Source organism: Actinomycetospora sp. CA-084318 (assembly GCF_050955885.1).
Lineage (GTDB): Bacteria > Actinomycetota > Actinomycetes > Mycobacteriales > Pseudonocardiaceae > Actinomycetospora.
In genome coordinates, this window is sequence record NZ_CP192098.1 from 587,549 (window position 1) to 608,575 (window position 21,027).

Annotated in this window: 18 protein-coding genes; 8 read left to right on the forward strand and 10 right to left on the reverse strand. The window is 73.9% G+C overall.

All coding sequences use genetic code 11. The annotated features are described in order from the left end of the window. Position 1: 1 nt before the first annotated feature. From ACQPYX_RS02875 to ACQPYX_RS02895, 5 genes are all read right to left on the reverse strand, one after another. Positions 2-973, reverse strand: a complete 972-nt coding sequence (locus ACQPYX_RS02875; protein WP_433801398.1) for a biotin-dependent carboxyltransferase family protein — start codon at positions 971-973, stop codon at positions 2-4. Further along, positions 970-1,887, reverse strand: coding sequence for a 5-oxoprolinase subunit B family protein (locus tag ACQPYX_RS02880; protein WP_433801399.1), 918 nt, complete (start codon positions 1,885-1,887; stop codon positions 970-972). The genes ACQPYX_RS02875 and ACQPYX_RS02880 overlap by 4 nt, the downstream gene beginning before the upstream one ends. Continuing rightward, on the reverse strand, positions 1,887-4,250 hold the full coding sequence (locus ACQPYX_RS02885) for a xanthine dehydrogenase family protein molybdopterin-binding subunit (protein ID WP_433801400.1): 2,364 nt from the start codon (positions 4,248-4,250) through the stop codon (positions 1,887-1,889). The genes ACQPYX_RS02880 and ACQPYX_RS02885 overlap by 1 nt, the downstream gene beginning before the upstream one ends. Positions 4,251-4,342: 92 nt before the next feature. Next, positions 4,343-4,996: a VC0807 family protein gene (locus ACQPYX_RS02890; RefSeq protein ID WP_433801401.1), complete on the reverse strand. Its 654-nt coding sequence runs from the start codon at positions 4,994-4,996 to the stop codon at positions 4,343-4,345. Between the two features lie 143 nt (positions 4,997-5,139). Beyond that, positions 5,140-6,600 carry a S1C family serine protease gene (locus ACQPYX_RS02895; RefSeq protein ID WP_433801402.1) on the reverse strand — a complete coding sequence of 487 codons (1,461 nt, stop codon included), beginning with the start codon at positions 6,598-6,600 and terminating at the stop codon, positions 5,140-5,142. Positions 6,601-6,826: 226 nt separating this feature from the next. Between ACQPYX_RS02895 and ACQPYX_RS02900 the strand changes: the two genes are divergently transcribed. The 6 genes from ACQPYX_RS02900 to ACQPYX_RS02925 all read left to right on the forward strand — a co-directional run bounded on the left by ACQPYX_RS02900 (position 6,827) and on the right by ACQPYX_RS02925 (position 13,438). Beyond that, a complete protein-coding gene (locus ACQPYX_RS02900; protein ID WP_433801403.1) occupies positions 6,827-8,077 on the forward strand; it encodes a glycosyltransferase in 1,251 nt (416 codons plus the stop codon). Positions 8,078-8,169: 92 nt separating this feature from the next. Next, positions 8,170-10,185 (forward strand): ArnT family glycosyltransferase, encoded by a 2,016-nt coding sequence (locus tag ACQPYX_RS02905; protein ID WP_433801404.1) that lies wholly within the window; start codon positions 8,170-8,172, stop codon positions 10,183-10,185. A gap of 128 nt (positions 10,186-10,313) precedes the next feature. Next, positions 10,314-10,790 (forward strand): hypothetical protein, encoded by a 477-nt coding sequence (locus ACQPYX_RS02910; RefSeq protein ID WP_433801405.1) that lies wholly within the window; start codon positions 10,314-10,316, stop codon positions 10,788-10,790. A 207-nt stretch (positions 10,791-10,997) separates the two neighbouring features. Further along, positions 10,998-12,095, forward strand: coding sequence for a hypothetical protein (locus ACQPYX_RS02915; RefSeq protein WP_433801406.1), 1,098 nt, complete (start codon positions 10,998-11,000; stop codon positions 12,093-12,095). Next, positions 12,092-12,709 carry a class F sortase gene (locus ACQPYX_RS02920; protein WP_433801407.1) on the forward strand — a complete coding sequence of 206 codons (618 nt, stop codon included), beginning with the start codon at positions 12,092-12,094 and terminating at the stop codon, positions 12,707-12,709. The genes ACQPYX_RS02915 and ACQPYX_RS02920 overlap by 4 nt, the downstream gene beginning before the upstream one ends. A gap of 42 nt (positions 12,710-12,751) precedes the next feature. After that, positions 12,752-13,438, forward strand: a complete 687-nt coding sequence (locus ACQPYX_RS02925; protein WP_433801408.1) for a phosphatase PAP2 family protein — start codon at positions 12,752-12,754, stop codon at positions 13,436-13,438. A 33-nt stretch (positions 13,439-13,471) separates the two neighbouring features. Here the strand turns inward: ACQPYX_RS02925 and ACQPYX_RS02930 are convergent, their stop codons facing one another. After that, the gene (locus ACQPYX_RS02930) at positions 13,472-14,215 is read right to left on the reverse strand and encodes a methyltransferase domain-containing protein (protein ID WP_433801409.1); all 744 of its coding nucleotides are present in this window, start codon (positions 14,213-14,215) and stop codon (positions 13,472-13,474) included. Continuing rightward, on the reverse strand, positions 14,212-15,699 hold the full coding sequence (locus tag ACQPYX_RS02935) for a WS/DGAT/MGAT family O-acyltransferase (protein WP_433801410.1): 1,488 nt from the start codon (positions 15,697-15,699) through the stop codon (positions 14,212-14,214). The genes ACQPYX_RS02930 and ACQPYX_RS02935 overlap by 4 nt, the downstream gene beginning before the upstream one ends. A 282-nt stretch (positions 15,700-15,981) precedes the next feature. Here ACQPYX_RS02935 and ACQPYX_RS02940 point away from each other — a divergent pair, with 282 nt between their 5' ends. Further along, complete coding sequence (locus tag ACQPYX_RS02940; protein ID WP_433801411.1) at positions 15,982-16,602, forward strand: hypothetical protein; 621 nt, start codon at positions 15,982-15,984, stop codon at positions 16,600-16,602. A gap of 37 nt (positions 16,603-16,639) precedes the next feature. Beyond that, the gene (locus tag ACQPYX_RS02945) at positions 16,640-17,521 is read left to right on the forward strand and encodes an acyl-CoA thioesterase (RefSeq protein ID WP_433801412.1); all 882 of its coding nucleotides are present in this window, start codon (positions 16,640-16,642) and stop codon (positions 17,519-17,521) included. 31 nt (positions 17,522-17,552) lie between these two features. Here ACQPYX_RS02945 and ACQPYX_RS02950 read toward each other — a convergent pair whose 3' ends face one another. From ACQPYX_RS02950 to ACQPYX_RS02960, 3 genes are read right to left on the reverse strand one after another with little or no spacing between them, the layout of a single operon-like run. Continuing rightward, positions 17,553-19,088, reverse strand: coding sequence for a flavin-containing monooxygenase (locus ACQPYX_RS02950; RefSeq protein ID WP_433801413.1), 1,536 nt, complete (start codon positions 19,086-19,088; stop codon positions 17,553-17,555). Further along, positions 19,078-20,043: an alpha/beta fold hydrolase gene (locus ACQPYX_RS02955; RefSeq protein ID WP_433801414.1), complete on the reverse strand. Its 966-nt coding sequence runs from the start codon at positions 20,041-20,043 to the stop codon at positions 19,078-19,080. The genes ACQPYX_RS02950 and ACQPYX_RS02955 overlap by 11 nt, the downstream gene beginning before the upstream one ends. 2 nt (positions 20,044-20,045) lie before the next feature. Next, positions 20,046-20,966, reverse strand: a complete 921-nt coding sequence (locus ACQPYX_RS02960) for an AurF N-oxygenase family protein (protein WP_433801415.1) — start codon at positions 20,964-20,966, stop codon at positions 20,046-20,048. Between the last annotated feature and the right edge of the window lie 61 nt (positions 20,967-21,027).

Below are 21,027 nucleotides of genomic sequence, written 5' to 3' on the forward strand. Positions count from 1 at the left end.
CCTAGCTGAGGGCGGTGCGGATGCGGTCGAGCTGGGCGGCCCGGTCGCGGCGGATGGTCAGGGCCTCGTCGAGGTCGACCGCGACGAAGCGGGTGCGGTCGCCGGTCTTGGTCTGGGCGAGGCGGTCGCGGTCGACCGAGACGACGGTGCCGAGGGTGGCGTAGCCGCCGCCGGTGACCGCGTCTTGCAGCAGGACGATCGGCTCCACCCCGCCTGGAACCTGGACCGAGCCGACGGGGTAGCCGCAGTCGGTGACGTTGGCCGGGTCGCTCCCCGCCCCGAACGGCTGCTCCCGGGGCACGAACTCCAGTTCCGCGCCGCGGTAGCGGTAGCCGACCCGGTTGGCGTCGGGCGTCACCTTCCACGCGGTGTCGGTGAACCGCTCGAGGCTGTCCGGGGTGAGCCGGTAGCTGTGCAGGCCTACGAGCAGGCGCAGCTCGGCGATCTCCGGGTAGGAGGGGACGTCGTCGTCGGCCAGCCGCCGCCCCGCCCGCGGGGACACGGCGTCGTCGCCGAGGGTCAGCTCGTCGCCCTCGGTGAGGCCGCGGCCGCCGAACCCGCCCATCCCGACGAGGGTGTAGGTGGAGCGGCTGCCGTAGACCTCCGGCACGTCGATCCCGCCGGCCACCGCGACGTAGGGCCGGGCCCCGCCCGTGAGCTGTCCGAAGGCGAGGGTCTGGCCCTTCGACACGGCGACCGACTCCCAGAGCGGGATCGCCTCGCCGTCGAGCGTGGCGGGGATGTCGGCGCCGGTCACCGCGATCACGGTGTCCGCGGTGAACTCCAGGGTCGGGCCCAGGTAGACCGCCTCCAGCGCCGCGGCGCCGGGCGCGTTGCCCACCAGGGCGTTGCCCACGTGGTAGGCGAACGAGTCCAGCGCGCCGGAGGGCGGGAAGCCGATGGCGTAGTGCCCGAAGCGGCCGGTGTCCTGCACCGTCGTCTCGAGTCCGGGGTCGTGCACGAGGATGCTCATCGGTACAGGGCCTCCAGCATCGCGGCGTTCGTGCCGTCCGGGTCGGCGAGGAAGCGGCTCGGGGAGAAGTCCACCGGCGCGGTGCGGTAGCGCCACTGCTTCGCGGCGACCTGCTCGCGCACCTCGTCGTAGCCGGCCTCGTCGACCCGGCGGAAGTTGATGACGTCGCCGTGGCGGAAGAACACGACCGAGTCGTTCTCCGCGAAGTCCGGCTGCTCCTGGGCGGCGTCGAAGATCGGGGCCGGGGCGGAGCCGAACAGCTGGTAGCCGCCCGCCCCCTTCACCGGGTAGATCACCGCGAACGCGCCGCCGAACCCGAACGCGCGCTCCGGGGTCTCGGTGCGCGGCCGGATGTACTTCGGCACCTCGACCTGGCGCTCGCGCGGCACGAGCTGGAAGCACCAGGGCAGCCCGGGCACGAACCCCATCATCGTGACGAGGTACGGCGAGCCCGCGAGGGCGTCGATGAACGCCTCGGTGGTGTCGTAGCCGTTGATCCGTGCCCCGTAGTCGAGGTCGGTCCCGTCCGGGTCCTGGTGCCGGTCGCGGAACTTCATGAGGACCTCGTGGGTCCACGGGTCGTTCAGCATGATCGGCACGTCGACGATGCGGGTGTCGATGGTGAACGACGGGTCCGCGGAGGCCTTGTCCCCGACCTCCGACTCGATCCGCTGCAGCTCGCGCACGAGGTCGCGCGGGTGGATCCGGTCCGGGTCGACCCGCACCATGTACGACGCGTTCGACGGGCAGATCTCCTCGACTCCCGCGATCCCCTCCTGGGCGAGGCGCCGCGTGATCGCCAGCGCGGTGAAGTGCGCGGGCAGGCTCATGGCGGTGGACACCTCGGCGTAGACGAACTCGTCGCCGCCGAAGTCGTACCGGATGCCCTCGTGCCCACCCGTCGTGTCGGCCATCAGGACACCTTGGCCGCGTCGGCGAGGGCACGCCAGACCTGCTGCGGGGTCGTCGGCATGTCGAGGTGGGTCACCCCGCGCGCCGCGACCGCGTCGATCACCGCGTTCACGACGGCGGGCGAGGACCCGATGGCGCCCGACTCACCGATGCCCTTGACGCCCATCGGGTTGGTGGGCGACGGCGTGACCCGCTGCTCGAGGTCGAAGGCGGGCAGGTCGGAGGCCGCGGGGATGGCGTAGTCGGCCATCGTCGCCGTGGTCGGCTGCCCGGCCTCGTCGTAGGTGGCGTGCTCGTAGAGCGCCTGGGCGATGCCCTGGGCGATGCCGCCGTGCAGCTGCCCGTCGACGATCGTCGGGTTGACGATCCTCCCGCAGTCGTCGACGGCGACGAACCGGCGGATCGTCGTGAACCCGGTCTCGGTGTCCACCTCCACCACGCAGACGTGCGTGCCGAACGGCCACGTGAAGTTCGGCGGGTCGAAGTGGTAGTCGGCGGTGAGGTTCGGCTCCATGCCCTCCGGCAGGTTCGCCGCGAGCGACGCCGCCCCGGCCACCTCCTGGATCGTCACCGCGGCGTCGGTGCCCCGGACCGCGAACGCGCCGTCGGTGAAGTCGAGGTCCTCCTCGGCGGCCTCGAGCAGGTGCGCGGCGATCGTCCGGGCCTTCGCGACGACCTTCTCGGCGGCCCCGAACACCGCGGTCCCGCCGACGGCGAGGCTGCGCGAGCCGTAGGTGTCGCGGCCGAACGGCGCGATCATCGTGTCCGAGTGCAGCACCTCGACGTCGGCGGGGTCGATGCCGAGGGCGTCCGCGGTGATCTGCGCCCACGCCGTCTCGTGGCCCTGGCCGTGCGGGCTGGTGCCGGTGACCACCTCGGCCCGCCCGGCGGTCGTCATGCGCACCGTCGCGGCCTCCCAGCCGCCGGACTGCAGCCGCACCCCGGCCGCCACCTTCGACGGGGAGAGTCCGCCGGACTCGGTGAAGTTGCCGATCCCGATGCCGAGCTCGACGGGGTCGCCGCGCCGGCGCCGCTCGGCCTGCTCGGCGCGCAGGGCGTCGTAGTCGACGAGCTCCAGCGCCCGGCGCATGCAGGGCTCGTAGTCCCCGGAGTCGTAGAGCACCCCGCTCGGCACGGTGCGCGGCTCGGAGAACGCCGGGTGCAGGTTGCGCAGCCGCAGCTCGGCCGGGTCCATCTCGACCGCGCGGGCGAGGTCGTCGAGGATGCGCTCGTGGGCGTAGGCCGCCTCCGAGCGGCCGGCGCCGCGGTAGGCGTCGGTCGGGGTGAGGTTGGTGAACACCCCGCGGCACTCGAAGTCGTAGGCGCCGAAGTCGTAGAGCCCGCAGTAGGTGAAGGCCCCGAACACCGCGATGCCCGGCGTGAGCAGCTGCAGGTACGCGCCCATGTCGGCGACCAGCCGGATCCGCATGCCGAGGATGCGGCCGTCCTTCGTCGCACCCACGGTCATGTACTGGACCTGACCGCGCCCGTGGGTGGTCGCGACGTGGTGCTCGGACCGCGTCTCGGTCCACTTCACCGGCCTGCGCAGCCGCCGCGCGAGGACGAGGGCCAGCGCCTCCTCGGCGTAGACGTTGAGCTTCGCGCCGAACCCGCCGCCGACGTCCGGGGCGACCACCCGCAGCTTCGTGTCGGACACCCCGCAGATCGCCGCGAGGATGTCGCGGACGAAGTGCGGCACCTGGGTCGCGGTGTGGACGGTGAAGCCGCCGCCGTACGCGTCGGGCGTGACGACCACCGCGCGGGGCTCCATGGGGCTCGGCAGCACCCGCTGCTGCACGTAGCGGCCCTCGACGACGACGTCGGCCTCCGCGAACGCCGCGTCGACGTCCCCGACGGCCAGCGGCCAGGTGTAGCAGTGGTTGGTGCCGAACTGCTCGTGGACCAGCGGGGCGCCGGGCTCCAGCGCGGCCTCCACGTCCACGACGGCGGGCAGCTCGTCGTAGTCGACGACCACCAGCTCGGTCGCGTCGCGGGCCGCCGTCGGACTCGTCGCCACGACCACCGCGACGCCGTCCCCGACGTGGTTGGCCTCGCCGCGGGCCAGCGGCATGTGCTCGGGGACCAGGATGTCCTCGGTGACCGGCCAACCCGTCGGGATGCCGGCCACGAACTCGCCCGCGACGTCCTCGCCGGTGAGGACCGCGACGACGCCCGGGTGCTCGCGCGCGGCCGTGGTGTCGATCCCGGTGATCCGCGCGTGGGCCACCGGGCTGCGGACGATCGCGAGGTGCACGGTGCCCGGTGGCGTGATGTCGTCGGTCCAGGTCCCCCGACCGGTCAGGAGGGCCTCGTCCTCCCGGCGGGGCAGGCTCTGTCCGACGAACGGCGTTCTGGTCTGGGTCACTGCACGACTCCCGGGACGGCACGTGGTGGTCCTGATCACAGTGACCCGTATGTCCGGATCCGTCCAGCCCTGCCGGACCCGGCGCCGACGTGCTAGGAGCGGCGACGCGCGGCCCGGATCCAGAGCCCTCCGGCGAGGGCCAGGACGACGATGACGACCAGGGTGAGCAGCTGCGACGCGGCGACGCCGACGCTGACCGGCAGCGCGAGGACCAGCGGCACCCGCAGCGCGGCCTCGGCCAGCAGCCCGACACCCCACATCGCGGTCATGCCCCGCACGGTCCGGCGCACGGCCGGCTCCTGCTCGTAGCGGCGCCGCAGGTCGACGGCCCGGGCGGTCCCCGTGCTCTCCATGGCGGCGAGGAGCAGCGGTCGCCCGACCAGCAGGCTGGCCAGGAAGGCGAGACCCACGACGGCGGTCCCGACGGAGTCCTTGAGCAGCATCAGCTTCGGATCGCCGGTGACGAAGGAGGCGGCCAGCCCGACGCCGTACACGCCGAGCATCACCGCGGCGAACGCGCTGATCCGGCGGGCCCGGACGGCCACCGCCGCGATCCGGGCGCCCGCGGCGACGGTCGCCGCCAGCAGTGCGGTGGTGTCGCCGACCCCGAGCGCGTGCAGGCCGTAGTAGGTGCCCAGCGGCAGTCCGACGTCGAGGAGCAGACCGCCCAGGCTCCGCCGGACGTCGGAGCCGGACGACGGGGTGGTCGTCGGGGTGGGCGGGTTGTCGGTCGCCGTGGTGCTCATGGATGACCACCCTGCGCGGCGGCCGCGTCCGGCACGTCGACCCCGGGGTGGAGGCGGGGTGGAGATCTCCGGGGACGACGAACGGGCCGCCCGGCACGGTGGATCGTGACGGACGGCCCGTTCGTGGGTCGCGGTGCGGAGGCTCAGCTCGAGGGCGCCCGCTCCGTGCCGAGGGTGACCTGGACCTGACGCGGCGCGGCGTTGCCGGACTGCACGGTCAGCGTCACCTGGGAGCCCGGGTTCTGGGCGCGGACCGCCGCGACGAGGGCGTCCCCGTCGTCGATGACGCGGTCGTTCAGCTTCGTCACCACGTCGCCCTGCACGAGCCCGGCGGCGGCGGCGGCACCGCCCGGGGTGACGGGCCCGATCTGGGCTCCCTCGGTCGTCGAGCCCTGCTGGCCGGACGCGACCTGCACGCCCAGGACCGCCTGCGTGGCGAAGCCCTGCTGTGCGAGCTGGTCGCCGATCCGCTTCGCCTGGTCGATCGGGATGGCGAAGCCGAGGCCGATCGAGCCGCTCTGCTGCTGGCCGGAGCCGGACGAGCCGCCGAGGGTGGCGATCGAGGACGTGATCCCGACGACGCGGCCCTGCATGTCGGCGAGGACGCCGCCGGAGTTGCCGGGGTTGATCGCCGCGTCGGTCTGGATCGCGTCGGTGACGGTGGACTGGTTGGACCCCTCGCCGCCGGCGACCACCGGGCGGTTCAGGGCGGAGACGATGCCGCTGGTCACCGTGCCGGACAGGCCGAGCGGCGAGCCGACGGCGACGACGCCCTGGCCGACCTGCAGCGAGGAGGAGCTGCCGATCTCGACCGGGGTCAGGTCGGAGACACCGACCGCGCGCACCACGGCGAGGTCGGCGGTCGCGTCGGTGCCCACGACCTGCACCTGCGCGGTCCGGCCGTTCTGGAACACCGCCTGCAGCTGGGGCGCGGCCTGCTGCTGTTGCTGCTGCTGACCGCCGCCGAGCAGGCCGCCGAGCCCGCCGAGGCCGCCCGAGGACTGCTGCTGCGGCTCACCGGCCTCGAGCACGTGCGCGTTGGTGAGGATGAGGCCGTCGGCGGAGATGACGATGCCGGAGCCCTCGCCCGAGGCGCCGCGCAGCTGCACGACGCTCGGCAGCACCTTCTGCGCCACCGCCTCGACGGTGCCCGCGGCCGCGGGGGCGGCGGCCGAGGACGACTCCGAGGTGCCGGAGAGCACGGAGGTCCCGCCGGCCGAGGACGCAGCCTCGTAGCCGACGACCCCGCCGACCCCGCCCGCCACGAGCAGCGCCGCGAGCGCGGCCGAGGCCAGCACCAACGGGCTGCGCCGCTTCCGGCCGCCGCCGTCACCGCCGCCGTAGGAGGGCTGTGGGCTCGTCGGCGGGGGCGGGCCGGCGGGCGTTCCCGGCCCCGACGGCGGGCCGGGCTGCCAGTGCTGACCCGTGGGCTGGTTCCACGGGCCGGACGGCGGGTCGGAGCGCGGCATCGTCGCGGTGCCGCCCTGGGCGGGGTCCTCGTAGCGCACGCCGCCGGCAGCGGACCCGTCACGCGGGACAGGGCCGGCGGAGTGGGCGGGTTCGCCGGACTGCGGGGGCCGGGCGAACGGGTCCTGGTCGGTCATGGGAGCGAGGTTTCCCGCCTCGGCTGTGGAGTCACTGTGGACGAGTCTGCAAAATCCCTGAGAGACGCACATCACCTGCGCGTGGAACCGGACACCGGGGCCCACAGCTCGCGCACAGGTCTCCTCCAGCCCGCGGACATGGCCGGTGTCGACGCTGATCGTCATGCACAGGGCGATCACAGGCGAGGCCCACCGATCGTCCACCTCCGGCTCCGACGGTGAGGACATGACCGCAACGCTCGTCCCGCAGGCCCTGCCCCGCCCGGCCGTCGAGGCCGCCGCCGGCACCCCGGTGCTCGACGTCGTCGTGCCCGTCTACAACGAGGAGCGCGATCTCGGTCCCTGTGTCGAGCGCCTGCACGCCCACCTGGCCGAGGCCTTCCCGTACCCGTTCCGCATCACGGTGGCGGACAACGCCTCGACCGACCGCACCCTGGTCGTCGCGAAGGATCTCGCGGCGCAGTACGACGAGGTGGAGGTCGTGCACCTCGACGAGAAGGGCCGCGGTCGGGCGCTGCGCGCGGTGTGGTCGGCCTCCGACGCGCCGGTGCTGGCCTACATGGACGTCGACCTCTCGACCGACCTCGCCGCGCTCCTGCCGCTGGTCGCCCCGCTGATCTCCGGGCACTCCGACCTCGCGATCGGGTCGCGGCTCTCGCGGACCTCGCGGGTGGTCCGCGGAGCGAAGCGCGAGATCATCTCCCGCTGCTACAACGTGCTGCTGCGGGGCACGCTGCGCGCCCGGTTCTCCGATGCGCAGTGCGGGTTCAAGGCGATCCGGGGCGACGTGGCGCAGCGGCTGCTGCCGCTGGTCGAGGACACCGGCTGGTTCTTCGACACCGAGCTGCTGGTGCTCGCCGAGCGCTCGGGGCTGCGGATCCACGAGGTGCCGGTGGACTGGGTCGACGACCCGGACTCCCGCGTCGACGTCGTGGCCACCGCGGTCGCCGACCTCAAGGGCGTGGCCCGGGTGGGGAAGGCGCTCGCGACGGGTGCGCTGCCGGTGGCGCAGCTGCGGCAGGAGTTCGGCCGGGAGCCGTTGGGCCGGGCCGACGAGACTGCGGGGGTGGCGCCGGGCACGACCGCGCAGATCGTGCGGTTCGCGGCCATCGGGGTCGTCTCCACGCTCGCGTTCCTGCTGCTCTACTCGCTGTTCCGCACCGCGATGCCCGCGCAGGTGTCGAACCTGCTCGCGCTCGTGATCACCGCCGTCGGCAACACCGCCGCGAACCGTCGGCTGACCTTCGGCATCCGTGGGCGTCGGCACGCCGGGCGCAGCCAGGTCGAGGGCCTGGTCGTGTTCGGGCTCGGGCTGGTCCTGACGTCGGGGTCGCTGGCCCTGCTCGACGTCGTGGCCCCCGGCGCCTCGCACGCCGTGGAGCTGCTCACCCTCGTCGTCGCGAACCTCGTCGCGACCCTGCTGCGCTTCGTCGCCTACCGCGCCTGGGTGTTCCACCCGCGCCGTCAGTCCGCCTGACCCGTCCTGGTGGCAGCAAAGCGTCGTTGCTGTCATCCAGTGGCAGGAAAACCACATCGTCGATCCGGCTCGCCAGGAGCGCCCACCCCGCCATGAGCACCACCCTCGACACCCCCCGCCCGACCGGCGCCCCCGTCGTCGCGACATCGTCCGACCCGCGCTGGGTCCGCCCGACCTTCCGGGTCCTGCTCGCCGCCACCGCGGTGACCTACCTGTGGAACCTGGGCGCCTCGGGCTACGCCAACTCGTTCTACGCCGCCGCGGTGCAGGCCGGCACCCAGTCCTGGAAGGCCTGGCTGTTCGGCGCGCTGGACGCCCCCGGCCTGATCACCGTCGACAAGCCGCCCGCGTCGCTGTGGGTGATGGCGCTCTCCGGGCGGATCTTCGGGTTCTCGTCGTGGTCGATGCTGGTGCCCCAGGCGCTGATGGGCGTCGCGTCCGTGGCGCTGGTGTACGCGCTGTGTCGACGCTGGTCGGGGCCCAGGACCGCGCTCGCCGCGGCCGCACTGCTGGCCTTCATGCCGGTCGCGGCGTTGATGTTCAAGTTCAACAACCCCGACGCGATGCTCGTGCTCTGCATGATCGCCGCCGCCCACGTCACGGTGCGCGCGATCGACGCCGCGGGCACGAAGGCCGGCACCTGGTGGCTGGTCGCCGCGGGGGCGCTCGTCGGGCTCGGGTTCCTGACGAAGCAGCTGCAGGTCATGCTCGTCGTCCCCGGTCTCGCCCTCGTGTACGCGGTCGTCGCACCGACGACGCTCCGGCGGCGGATCGGTGACCTGCTCGCGGCCGGCGTCGCGATCGTGGTCTCCGCCGGCTGGTACGTCGCGCTCGTCCAGCTCTGGCCCGCCGCCGACCGGCCCTACATCGGTGGGTCCACGGACAACTCGCTGCTCGAGCTCGCCCTCGGCTACAACGGACTCGGCCGCATCCTCGGGAACGAGCGTGGCGGTGGGATGCCCGGCGGCGGGATGCCGGGCGGGATGGCGCCCGGTGGTGGACCCGGTGGGCCCGGAGGCGGCGGTTTCGGCGGCTTCGGCGGTTCGCCCAGCCCCTGGCGGATGCTCACCGCCGAGTTCTCCGGCAACGCCTCCTGGCTGCTGCCGGCCGGCTTCGTCCTGCTGATCGCGGGGCTGTGGTTCACCCGGCGGGCCCCGCGCACCGACCGGACGCGCGGGCTGCTGCTGCTCGGCGGCGCCTGGATGGTCGTCCACACCGTCGTCTTCTCCGCGATGAGCGGGATCATCCACCCCTACTACACGGTCGCCCTGGCGCCCGGCGTCGCCATCACGGCCGCCGCCGGCGCCTCGATCCTCCGGCGCCACCGCGGGTCGGTCGCGGCCCGGATCGTGCTCGGCGTCGTCGTGCTCGGCACGGCCGTGTGGAGCGCGGTCGTCCTCACCCAGGCGGAGTCCTTCCCGTGGCTGCGCTGGGTCGTCGTGGTCGCCGGAGTGCTCGGCGCGGTCGGGCTGGTGCTGCCGCGGCTGACCGCCCGACGAACCGGCGCCGTCGTCGTCACCGTGCTCGCGCTGATCGGTACGGTCGGGGCCTCCACCGCGTTCGCCGCGGTGACCGCCGCGACGCCGCACCAGGGCTCGATCGTCTCCGCGGGCTCGAACAGCGGCATGGGCGGTCCCGGCGGGATGCGCCGCGGCGACGACCAGCGCCCGGGTGGTCAGCGTGGTGGTCCGGAGGGCGAGCAGGCGTCGCCGCAGCTCGTCGCACTGCTGCAGGGCGCGGGCACCCGCTGGGCTGCGGCGACGCTGGGCGCGATGGGCCAGTCCTCGCTCCAGCTCGCCGCGGGCGTGCCGGTGATGGCCCTCGGCGGCTTCATGGGCAGCGATCCGGCGCCCACCCTCGCCCAGTTCCAGGAGTACGTCGCCACCGGCCAGGTCCGGTACTTCGTCGAGGGCGGCGGTCCGGGCGGCGGCGGGCCGGGCGCCTTCCCGACGGCGGATCGGGCCGGTTCCGGCGCGGAACGCGCCGACCGTGGTGGGTTCGGCTCCCGCGGCACGAGCGGTGAGATCACGACCTGGGTCACCACGCACTTCACGAAGACCGACGTGGGCGGGAGGACCGTCTACGACCTGAGCCGTCCGCTCGCCTGAGGGCGCGCGGAGCGAGTCGACGCGGCGGTGTCCTGCCCCCCGGGACGCCGTCGCGTCGGCGCGTCCGGACGCGGATCCCACAGACGACACTCAGGCTGTATCCAGGTCCGCGGCGCAGCATCGTCACCATGAGGTTCTCGCTCCGCTCCGGGCGGCACGCCGTTCCCCACCCGCGGACGCCGGAGCCGGTCGTGCGGGACCCGCATCCCAGCGCCCCGCTCCCGGTGGCGCCGGCTCCCGACCCGCGGCTCGACGACGACGCCCCGGCCACGGTCGAGGTCGTCGCGTCCCGCTCGACGGCCCGGCTGCTCGGCGAGGTGGCCCCCGCGAGCTGGCGGGTCGTGGCCACCGAGCGCCCCTCGCACCATCCGTGCGTCGACTTCGTGGTGCTCGTCGAGCCCGACCCCGCCCTCGTCGTCGACGTGATCGAGCGCCAGCCCGGCACCGAGGTGGTGGTCCTGCTCGCGCGGCAGGCCCCGACCGAGCGCATCGTCGCGATGCTCGACGCCGGTGTCTCGATCTGTCTGAGGGAGAGCCCGGCCCGGCTCGTGGCGGGCCACATGGTGGCGCGGCGGCGCCGTGGGCGGTCGCCGGTCCGCACCTGAGCATTCCCGCTCGTCGAGGCCGCACGATGTCGGTGGCGCGGAGCGCCCGGAGGGTGCCGCGGTGCCACTGACTCACGCCGGGAGTCTGCCGAGGGCCTCGTAGCCGGCGGGCGGTGAACCGGACGATGTAACGCCAACGGGATCTCCGGGCGATGCGCCCCTCGAACGGACCTGCGACGACGCGGGTCGGCGAGTCGAGGAGAGCACGTGAGGGTTGGCAGGGGGACCCGCGCCGCCGCGGTACTGATGGCGGGTCTGGTCGGTGCCGCGGTGATCGCGCCGGGCGTGGCGTTGGCGCAGGAGCCGACGGTGCCGCTCGTGTGCGCCGCGGGCACCGCGCCGAGCGAGGACGGCACGTCGTGCGAGGCGGTGAGCACCGGATCGGACACGACGGGCTCGACGGGCTCGACGGGGTCGACGCCGGAGGTCGTCGAGACCACCATCCCCACGTCGCCGAGCCTCCCGGTCGACACGGCCGCCCCCGGCGCCCCGGAGACCACCACCACGACCCCGTCGGTGAGCGACGACGCCGCCGCGGAGGACGCCGCCCAGCCGCAGACCGACGAGGAGACCGCCACGAAGGCGGCCCCGGACGTCGTCGACAACCAGCTCGCCGCGTCGGCCGTGACCCCGGCGCAGGTCACCGACTCCCTGCAGAGCCTCACCGGCCTCGACCTCGCGTCGGGTCTCCCCATCGCCGACGTGCTGAAGGACCTGCCGACCGGCAACCTCGACCTCGGCGACCTGACCATCCCCGAGTTCCCGTCGTCCGGCTCCTTCTCGAGCCCGCGGGACGCCTGCCTGTTCCTGGCGAGCAAGGTCAGCGTGGCCGCCGATCAGGCCGAGGCCCTCGGGCAGCAGTTCGCCTCGTTCTGCGGCGCCCTGCCCGGCTCGTTCGACCCGTCGACGGGCTACGGCAGCCTGCCCGACGTCGTCGTGGTGATCGACAAGCTCTGCCGCGAGCTGAAGGACACGCACCACCACCACGGGCACTACGCGTGGCACGGCCGCGACGACATCAACTGCGATGACGTCACCGCCGAGGAAGCGCAGGCCATCTACGAGGCTGACCGCTCCGACCCGAACAACCTCGACGGGGACGACGACGGCCGGGCCTGCGAGTGGAACCCGGACGGCTACCGGACCGTCACCGCCGACTACGACGGCTACCCGCAGGGCGGCGTCGCGACCGGTGACTCCGCGCCGGGCGCCGCGTCCGGTGGTGCGGCCGCACTCGCGGGCCTCGGGGTCGCGAGCCTGACCGGCGCCGGCCGTCGTCGGGACGAGGCCGAGGAGCTGGTGTGACCCGCACCCGCTCGCCCCTCCTGGTCTGGGCCCTCGCGGCGCTCGCCGCCGTGATCGCCCTGACGGTCCTGATGAACGTCGGCCCGAGCTCGGCCCGCACCGGCACCTCCACGGTGTCCGTGCCGGCCGGGGCGGCGAGCGAGTCGCTGCCGCTGGCGGCGTCCGCGCCGGTCGGGATCGAGATCCCGGCGATCGGGGTCACCCGCGACTCGATCATGAAGCTCGGCTACAACGAGGACCTGTCGCTGCAGGTCCCGCCGGACGCCGCGACGGTCGGCTGGTTCTCCCGCGGCTCCGCGCCCGGGACCAACGGGCCGGCGGTCTTCGCCTCGCACGTCAACTACCGCGGCGTCGAGGGCGGGTTCGCGCACCTCGACGCCCTCACGGCCGGCGACGAGATCCTGGTGCACCGCGCCGACGGCTCCTCCGTGGTCTTCGTCGTCGACCGGGTCGAGCAGGCCTCGAAGCAGGCCTTCCCGACCGCCCAGGTCTACGGCCCGACCGGCGACGCCCAGATCCGGCTGATCACCTGCGGAGGGGACTTCGACGCCGCGCGGCGCAGCTACGAGGACAACGTGATCGTCTTCGGGCACGCCGAGCGCGCCTGGCGGTAGCTCTCTCACGTCATCCTCAGGTCCGACGGGGACCCTGGTCGTATGACCACCCTCGCGACGCGGCCCACCGTTCCGCTGCATCCGGTCGTCCGGCCCGGCGGGGGGTGGGCCGCGCGCGTGGTCGGCGGGCTCGTGCTCGCGGTGCTCGGGACGGTCGTCACCGCGGCGAGCTGGCTGCTGCTCGTCGACTCCGCGTCCGGGCGGCGGTTCGACCACGCCGTGATGGTCGCGGTCGAGGACGTGTTCTCCGGGGTGCGCGGCGACGTCCTGGACCTGTTGCGGCTGGTCAGCATCGCCTCGGTCGGGCTCGCCCTGCTCGCGATCGCGGTGATCGGGCTGTCCCGACGACGCGTCGGCGCGGTCGCGGCGGGTGTCGCGCTGGTGCTCGTGAGCCAGGCGATCACGCAGGGCCTCAAGGCCGTGCTGCCCCGCGAGGGCGCCGGCGAGAACTCGCTGCCCAGCGGGCACGTCACCGTCATCAGCGCCCTCGTCGTCGCGACCCTGCTCGTGCTGCCCGCCGCCCTGCGCTACGTGGCCGCGGCCGCGGGGCTCGTCGTGATCGCCGGTGCCTCGATCGCCGTGATCGCCGCGGGCTGGCACCGACCCGGGGACGTGCTCGCCGCCTACGGCGTGATCGCGGCGGTCGGGGGCGGTCTGCTCGTGCTGGACGGCCTGCGGCGGGCGGTCCTGCGCCACAGACAGCGAAGCGTCGTTGCTGTCAGCCAGTGACAGCAACGACGCTTCGCTGTCACGCGGGAGGTGTCAGACCGGCGCGCTCGCGTCGACGATCCGGATCCCGCCCAGGGACCGCTCGGCGACGTCCGACCACCCGAGGTCGCGCAGCGCACCCGAGAGCTCGCCCGGCCCGAACAACCGGGCCTGCCCGACCCGGGCGAACACCTCGCTGAACGGCCGCAGCAGGCCCGGCGCATGGGCCGGCACGGCGAAGGCCGCCGCCCCCGCGGGCCGCAGGACCCGGGTGATCTCGCCGAGCGCGGTCGGCAGGTCGGGCACCAGGTGCAGGCACAGCGAGCAGGACACGGCGTCCACCGCGGCGTCGCGGTACGGCAGCGCCATCGCATCGACGCGGGCGAAGTCCACCTGCACGAAGGCGGTCGACCGGGCCGCCCGCGCGAGCATCGACTCCGAGAGATCGGCGCCGAGCACGAGGCCGCGCCGACCGACGGCGCGGGCGAGCCGACGGGTGAGGGTGCCCGGGCCGCACGCGAGGTCGAGCACGGTCTCGCCGCCGACCAGACCGAGACGGTCGTCGACCCGGTAGAAGGCGCGCAGGTTCCCGCCGCCGACCAGCCCGGGGACGTAGGCCTCCAGCCGGTCGCCCACCGCGAGCAGCCCGTCGTAGCCGCTCGCCCCCGACGTCGACTCCCAGGCGTCCTGGATCCGACCGCGGGAGCCGGGCCGGCCGTGCACGAGGTCGAGCCACGGACCGCCCGCGTCGGCCGGGACGTCGTCGAGCAGGGCGAGGTGCCGGTCCCGCGCGCTCACGACCCGTCCGGGGAGTGCAGGGCGTGGAACTCCTCGGCGATCAGGTCGACGAGGCGGCGCAGGTCGGGGACGAGGCGGGCGCAGGACACGAGGCCGATGTCGACCGACCCGTCGTAGCTCTGCACCGTGATGTTCAGGCCCTGCCCGTCGGCGACCGCGCTCACCGGGTAGTAGTGCCGCGCCCGCGCCCCGGACATGTACAGCGGCTCCTGCGGACCCGGCACGTTCGAGATGATCACGTTGAAGGGGACGAGGCCGCGCGCCGCCGTCCGCGTCGTGACGCGACTGACCAACGTCGTCAGTGCCGGGACACCCAGGCTCGCGCCCTCCGGGGCGAGCGCACCGGGCGTCGCCCGAAACACCGCCTTGGCGGTCTGCAGGGCGCGGTGGGCCGCGGCCAGGCGTTCGTCGCGATCGGCGATGTCGGTCGGGAGCGAGGCCACGGTGGCCGACACCCGGTTCGTCCACATGTCCGGCTCGTCCCCGGTGCGCAGCGAGACCGGGATCATGGCCGAGAGCGGGGCGTCGGGCAGCGCGTCGTGCTCGAGCAGGTAGGCGCGCAGTGCTCCCGCGCACGCGGCGACCACGACGTCGTTCACCGTGGCGTCGTGTGCCTTCCCGGCCGCCTTGACCTCGTCCAGCGACACCGACCGCCGGGCGAACCGGCGGTAGCGGCTGATCGGGGCGTTGAACGGAGTCGCCGGCGCGGGGGTGGCCGGGAGGCGGGGCGACTCGGCGTCCGCGTCCCGCGCCCGCCCGACGTTGAGCACCGCGCCGAGCTGCCCGCGCAGGCTGCGGCGGACCCGGTCGGCGAGGTCGATGACGGCGGGGTGGCGCGTCGCCGCCGCGACCTGCTGCCCGGCCTGCGCGGCGAGCAGCAACGCCCGGCCGGGGCGCTGGACGCCGTGCCAGGCGGCCCGCCCGAGCAGCCCGGGGAACGACGGCGGGTCCTCCGGGCTCCATCGTCCGGCGTCGGACGGGCGCTCCGCGTCCGGGACGTCGTCGAGCATGAGGGTGAGCAGCTCTGCGCCGGACGCCCCGTCGATCGCCGCGTGGTGGACCATCGTCAGCAGCGCGAACCGGCCGTGCGGGGACTCCTCGGTGGGCGCGAGCCCCTCGATGACGTGCGAGACCCACAGCGGGTGCTCGCGGTCCATCGGCCCGGCGATCAGCCGGCCGACGAGCACGTCGAGCTGCTCGTCGGTCCCGGGCGGCGGCACCGCCGAGTGCCGGACGTGGAAGTCGAGGTCGAAGTCGGGGTCGGCGATCCAGTAGGGGTGGTCGAGCCCGAGCGGGACCTCGACCAGCCGCCGCCGGAGCGGTTCGAGCAGGTGCAGGCGGTCGGCCAGCTGGCGGCGCCAGGCCGTGAAGGGCTCGTAGTCGGGGTCGGGCATGTCGAGCACCACGAGCTGGCTGACGTGGGTGAACTGGTGGTCGTCCTCGGCGGCGAGGAACACCGCGTCCAGACCCGACAACTGCTGCACGCGTCTCCTCCCACCGACCCCGACGCCCTGTGGGCAGGAGTGTGGTCGGTGACGCGGACAGCGGCCAGTCGGCCGAGTCGCGATCACGGAGAGCGAGACACCGTGACGCACGGTGTCACCGGGACGGACGCTCAAGAAAGTCGCGAAGTCACCCGTAACGGTGGCGCGACGGGCGCGTTAGGTGCTGCGAGTGGTCATGCCGCCGTTGTCGGGGGACGGCGGCGGACCCGGAGGACGATGTCCGCTCCGGAGAGGAATCCCATGGCTCGCCCACGCCATGCCATGCGTGTGCACCCCCTGCGCTCGAAGGGCGTCGTCGTCGGTGTCCCCGTCGCGGCCGCCGTCGCCTTCGGAGCGCACTCGGTGCTGGGCGTCACGCCCCTCTCCGACCAGCAGGACGTGCCCGCCACGGCGGCGCCGTCCGCGACCCCGCTGCAGAGCTACGGCCTGGCGTCCACCCCGCCGCCCGCCACGCTCGACCTGCTCTCCGCGCCCGGCGACGCATCCCCCGCGGCCGGGTCGGCCCCGACGACCGGGTCCTCGTCGTCCTCGTCGTCCTCGTCGTCCTCGACGCCCTCCTCGGCCATCGGCAGCACCACGACGAAGATCGTGGGCGCGAAGCCGGCCGCGGCGCCGGTGCAGACGGTCCCGATCGCGGCCCCGGCGCCGGCGGCGGCCCCGTCGATGATGACCTTCTCCGGCGGCGACGCCCCGCAGGCGCAGACCGCCCCCGCGGCCGCTCCGCAGCAGGCCGCTCCGCAGCAGGCCGCTCCGCAGGAGCAGGCCGCGGCCGCGCAGCAGGCGAGCGACGACGACGGCGGGTCGCAGCGCTCCGGCGGCGGCGCCCTGCTGGGGCTCGACCTCGGCGTCGCGAAGGTCTCGGTGCTCTCGTTCGGCGGGTGATCGACCGGCGGACCGGCCTGCGGAAGGATGCCGGTCCATGAGCAAGGCCCTCGACGAACTCGTCGGTGACGTCCTGGACCTCGAACCCATCGAGCGCGACATCTTCCGCGGCCGCAGTCCGCAGGAGTCGCTGCTCCGGGTCTTCGGCGGACAGGTCGCCGGCCAGGCGATGGTGGCGGCGGGACGCACGGTCGAGGACGACCGCGGCGTGCACTCCCTGCACGGCTACTTCCTGCGCCCCGGCGACCCGTTCGCGCCGATCGTCTACGAGGTCGACCGGACCCGCGACGGACGGTCCTTCACCACGCGGCGGGTCACCGCGGTGCAGCACGGCGAGACCATCTTCACGATGTCGGCGTCCTTCCAGCGCCCCGAGGAGGGCGTGGAGCACCAGGCGCCGATGCCCGACACGCCGGGCCCGGACGGGCTGCCGCGGCGCGACATGCCGCCGGTCCCGGCCGACCGCCCCGCCTTCACGACGACGGGCAAGGCACTGACCTGGCCGCTCGACGTCCGCTACGTCGACCACGCGCCGTGGGACGACTCGGCGGACCGGCCACCCCGCAACCGCGTGTGGATCCGGGCCGACGGCGAGCTGCCCGACCCCTCGAGCCCCGGCGGCCGTCTCCTGCACGTCTGCGTGCTCACCTACGCCAGCGACCTCACCCTGCTCGAGGCCGCCGTGTTCCCGCACGTGCGCGGTGGGGCCGGCTCCCGCGACGTCAGCCTCGCGAGCCTCGACCACGCCGTCTGGTTCCACCGCCCGTTCCGCGCCGACGACTGGTTGCTCTACGTCCAGGAGTCGCCGAACGCGGGCGGCGGCCGCGGCCTCGCGTCCGGCCGGCTCTACCGCGCCGACGGCACCCTCGTGGCCAGCGTCGTGCAGGAGGGCCTCATCCGGCGCCGCCGCCCGGAGTAGCACCCTCGATGGCAGCGAAGCGTCGTTGCTGTCAGCCAGTGGCAGTGACGACGCTTCGCTGCCACGTGGGGGAGGAGGGGCCCGCAGCCGTCGTCGTGAAGTCCGACGCCCGGCCGAAGAACTCGAAGTCCTCCGGGCGGAACCGTCGGGTCTCGGCCCAGTACCGGACGGTGAAGCCGGGCCAGATGGTCCGGTTCACCCCGGCCGAGTCCAGGTACCACGACGTGCAGCCGCCGCGGGTCCAGATGCCCTTCTCCAGGCGCTCCATGACGGCGGCGTTCGACCGCTGCATCACCTCGGAGCGCACGTCCAGGCCCGAGCAGCCGTAGCCGTGCACCGCCGAGATCGCCTGGGCGACGTAGCGCGCCTGGCACTCGATCATGAAGACGACGGAGTTGTGGCCGAGACCCGTGTTCGGGCCGAGCAGGAGGAACAGGTTCGGGAAGTCGGTGACGGTGATGCCGAGGTGCGTCCGCATCCCGAGCTCGCCCCACGTCTCGCGCAGGGTGCGTCCGCCGCGGCCGGTGAAGGTCAGGCCGTCGAAGGCGTCGGTGACGTGGAAGCCCGTGCCGTAGACGATCACGTCGGCCGGGTGCTCGACGCCGTCGTGGTCGACCACGCCGTGCTCGGTCACCTCCGCGATGCCGCTCGACACCACGTCGACGTTCGGGCGGGCAAGGGCCGGGTAGTAGTCGTTCGACACGAGCACCCGCTTGCAGCCCAGCGAGTAGCGCGGGGTCAGCCGGTCGACGAGCTCGGGGTCGGAGATCGAACGCTCGATGTGCTTGCGGGCCACCCACTCGGCGGGGCGTAGCAGCTCCGGTCGGCTCATGAAGCCGAACGCGCGCGACTCGAGGCCCGCGTAGAGCGCGGCCCGGTACGCCCGCTGGACCACCGGCGCCTTCTCGAACAGGCGCTTGCGCCACTCGCCGATCGGGTGGTCGCCCTTCGGCAGCACCCACGCCGGCGTGCGCTGGAAGAGCGTCAGCTGCGAGACCAGCGGGGCGATCTGCGGCACGAACTGGATCGCGCTCGCCCCGGTGCCCACCACCGCGACCCGCTTGCCCCGCAGATCGACGTCGTGGCGCCACTGCGCGGAGTGGAACGTCTCGCCGCGGAACCGCTCCGCGCCCGGCAGGCTCGGCGTCGACGGCAGGTGCAGCGCTCCCACGCCCGAGATCAGGAAGCGGCAGCGGTACTCCCCGGTCGTCGTGTGCACCGTCCAGGTCCGCGACTCCTCGTCCCACGTCGCGCCGGTCATCTCCGTGGAGAAGCGGACGAGCCGGCGCAGGTCGTGCCGGTCGGCGAGGCGCTCGAGGTAGTCGTGGATCTCCGGCTGCGGCGAGTAGGAGCGCGACCAGTCCGGGTTCGGGTCGGTCGAGAGCGAGTACATGTGCGACGGGATGTCGCACGCGCAGCCGGGATAGGTGTTGTCCCGCCACGTGCCCCCGACGCCGCGGTCGGCCTTCTCCAGCACGACGACGTCGGTGATCCCCGCCTCGCGCAGCGCGAGCGCCTGCCCGAGCCCGGAGAAGCCGGTCCCGACGATGACGACCTCACTGAACAAGGGACGCTTCCTTCCCGACGACCGGTGTGGTGACGCTGGCGGCCTCCACGAGGCCCTGCAGGTGGGCGGCCACTTCCTGCGACCGCTCGAACGTGATCATGTGGCCGGCGCCCGGGAGGACGACGAGCTCCGCGTCGGGCAGGGCCGCGGCGATGGTGTGCGCGTGGTCGACGGGGCAGAGCCGGTCGTTCGAGCCGACGAGCACCACCGTCGGGACGCCGTGCAGCGACTCCAACGACGACGTCCGCCGGTGTTCGCCGATCGAGTTGCGGAAGGCGAGGACGGCCACCGGGTCGGCGGCGAAGGTCTGCTCGGCGACGCTCAGGACGTCCGCGCGCCGCGGGTGGCGACCGAACACGAGCGCCTTCACCAGCGGGGCGAGGGCGATCGACCGGGCGTGGGTCCCGCTGCCCTCGGGGTCGGCGCGGGTGACCGGCGCCCGGTTGCCGAGCGAGGCGAGGAAGGGCATGACCGCGCGCTCGCCGTGGGCGACGAACGCGCCGCGGCGCCCGGGCAGGCCGAGGGTCAGCTCGGCCATGTCGTCGCTGGCGGTCGCGACGAAGCCGGCGCCCCGCACCCGGTCGCGCACCAGGTCGGGGTGCCGCTCGGCCAGCGCCATGAGCGTCATGCCGCCCATCGAGTGCCCCGCGAGGACGACCGGACCCTCGACGTGGTCGCGCAGCAGGGCCGCGAGGTCGTCGGCCGCCCTGCCGATCGTCGAGGCGTGCTGACCACCGGACTCCGAGCCCCCGTGACCGCGGTGGTCGTAGCGCACGATCTCGCTCGTCACCCCCGCGCGGCGCAGGTCGCGCACCACGCGGTCCCACGTCCGGAGGTCCTGGGACCAGCCGTGGACGAGGACCAGCGTGGGGACAGCGGTCGTCAGGACCCCGCTCCGGGCCACCCGCAGGGTGATGCCGGTGGCGAGGGACAGCGGACCGACGGCTTCGTCCATGATCACTTCTCCAGCAGGAAGGACTTCTTCCACAGGGCCATACCCGGTCCGGCGATCATCCCCGCCTCGTCCAGGAACGCGAGGATCTTCTCGCCGCCGAACCGGATCATCTCGCGGTGGTGCGGGTTGGCCAGTGCGGCGCGGCGGCCCTCGGCGGGGTCGATCCCGACGGCCGCGTAGACCTTCGGGTTGATCAGGCTGCGGACCACGAAGAACGACGTGAACGCGCACATGAAGCGCTGGTAGGCGAGCTCGGCGCGGGAGAGCTCCGCCAGGCCGCGGGTCACCTCGTCGCGGGCGAAGGCGACGTGGCGCGCCTCCTCCATGATGTGGATGCGGTTCACCTGGCGCATGAGCGGCTGGATGCGGTCGTCGTTCGCCTGCTCGCGCTGCAGCCGGTCGAGGACCTCCTCGGCGACGAGGATCGAGGCGTACGCGGCCGGGCCCCAGTTGACCACCGAGAACAGCTTGCCGAGCTGGTGCACGAAGGGGATCGGGCCGTAGGGCTCCACCCCGGCACGGTGCACGAGGCGCGCGAACATCTGGGAGTGCCGGCACTCGTCGGCGACCTCGGTGAGGGCCCACTGGGCGCGCTCGCTGGTCGGGTCGTCGGCGTAGAAGTCCTTGAGCAGCCGCTGCATGAGCAGGGTCTCGAACCAGAGGCCGACGCTCGCGACGCTGCACGCCTCGTGCTTGCCGAGCTCGATGCGCTGCTCGGGGGTCAGGCGCTCCCAGAGCTCGGTGCCGTAGAGCGACACGCGGTGCTCGGGCACCCAGATCTTCCCGTCGACCAGCGGCGCGTCCCAGTCGATGTCGACGGCCGGGTCGTAGGACTTCTTGGCCGCCGAGCGCAGCAGACGGGCCGCGGTGGCGTTGCCGTCCCCCTCGGTGCGGGCGGTCCGGGTGCTGGCGGGCGCCGACATGGCGTCGTCCTCTCGGAGGGTCGTACGGGGGAGCGAGCTGAGGGGTACGGACTGTATCCCC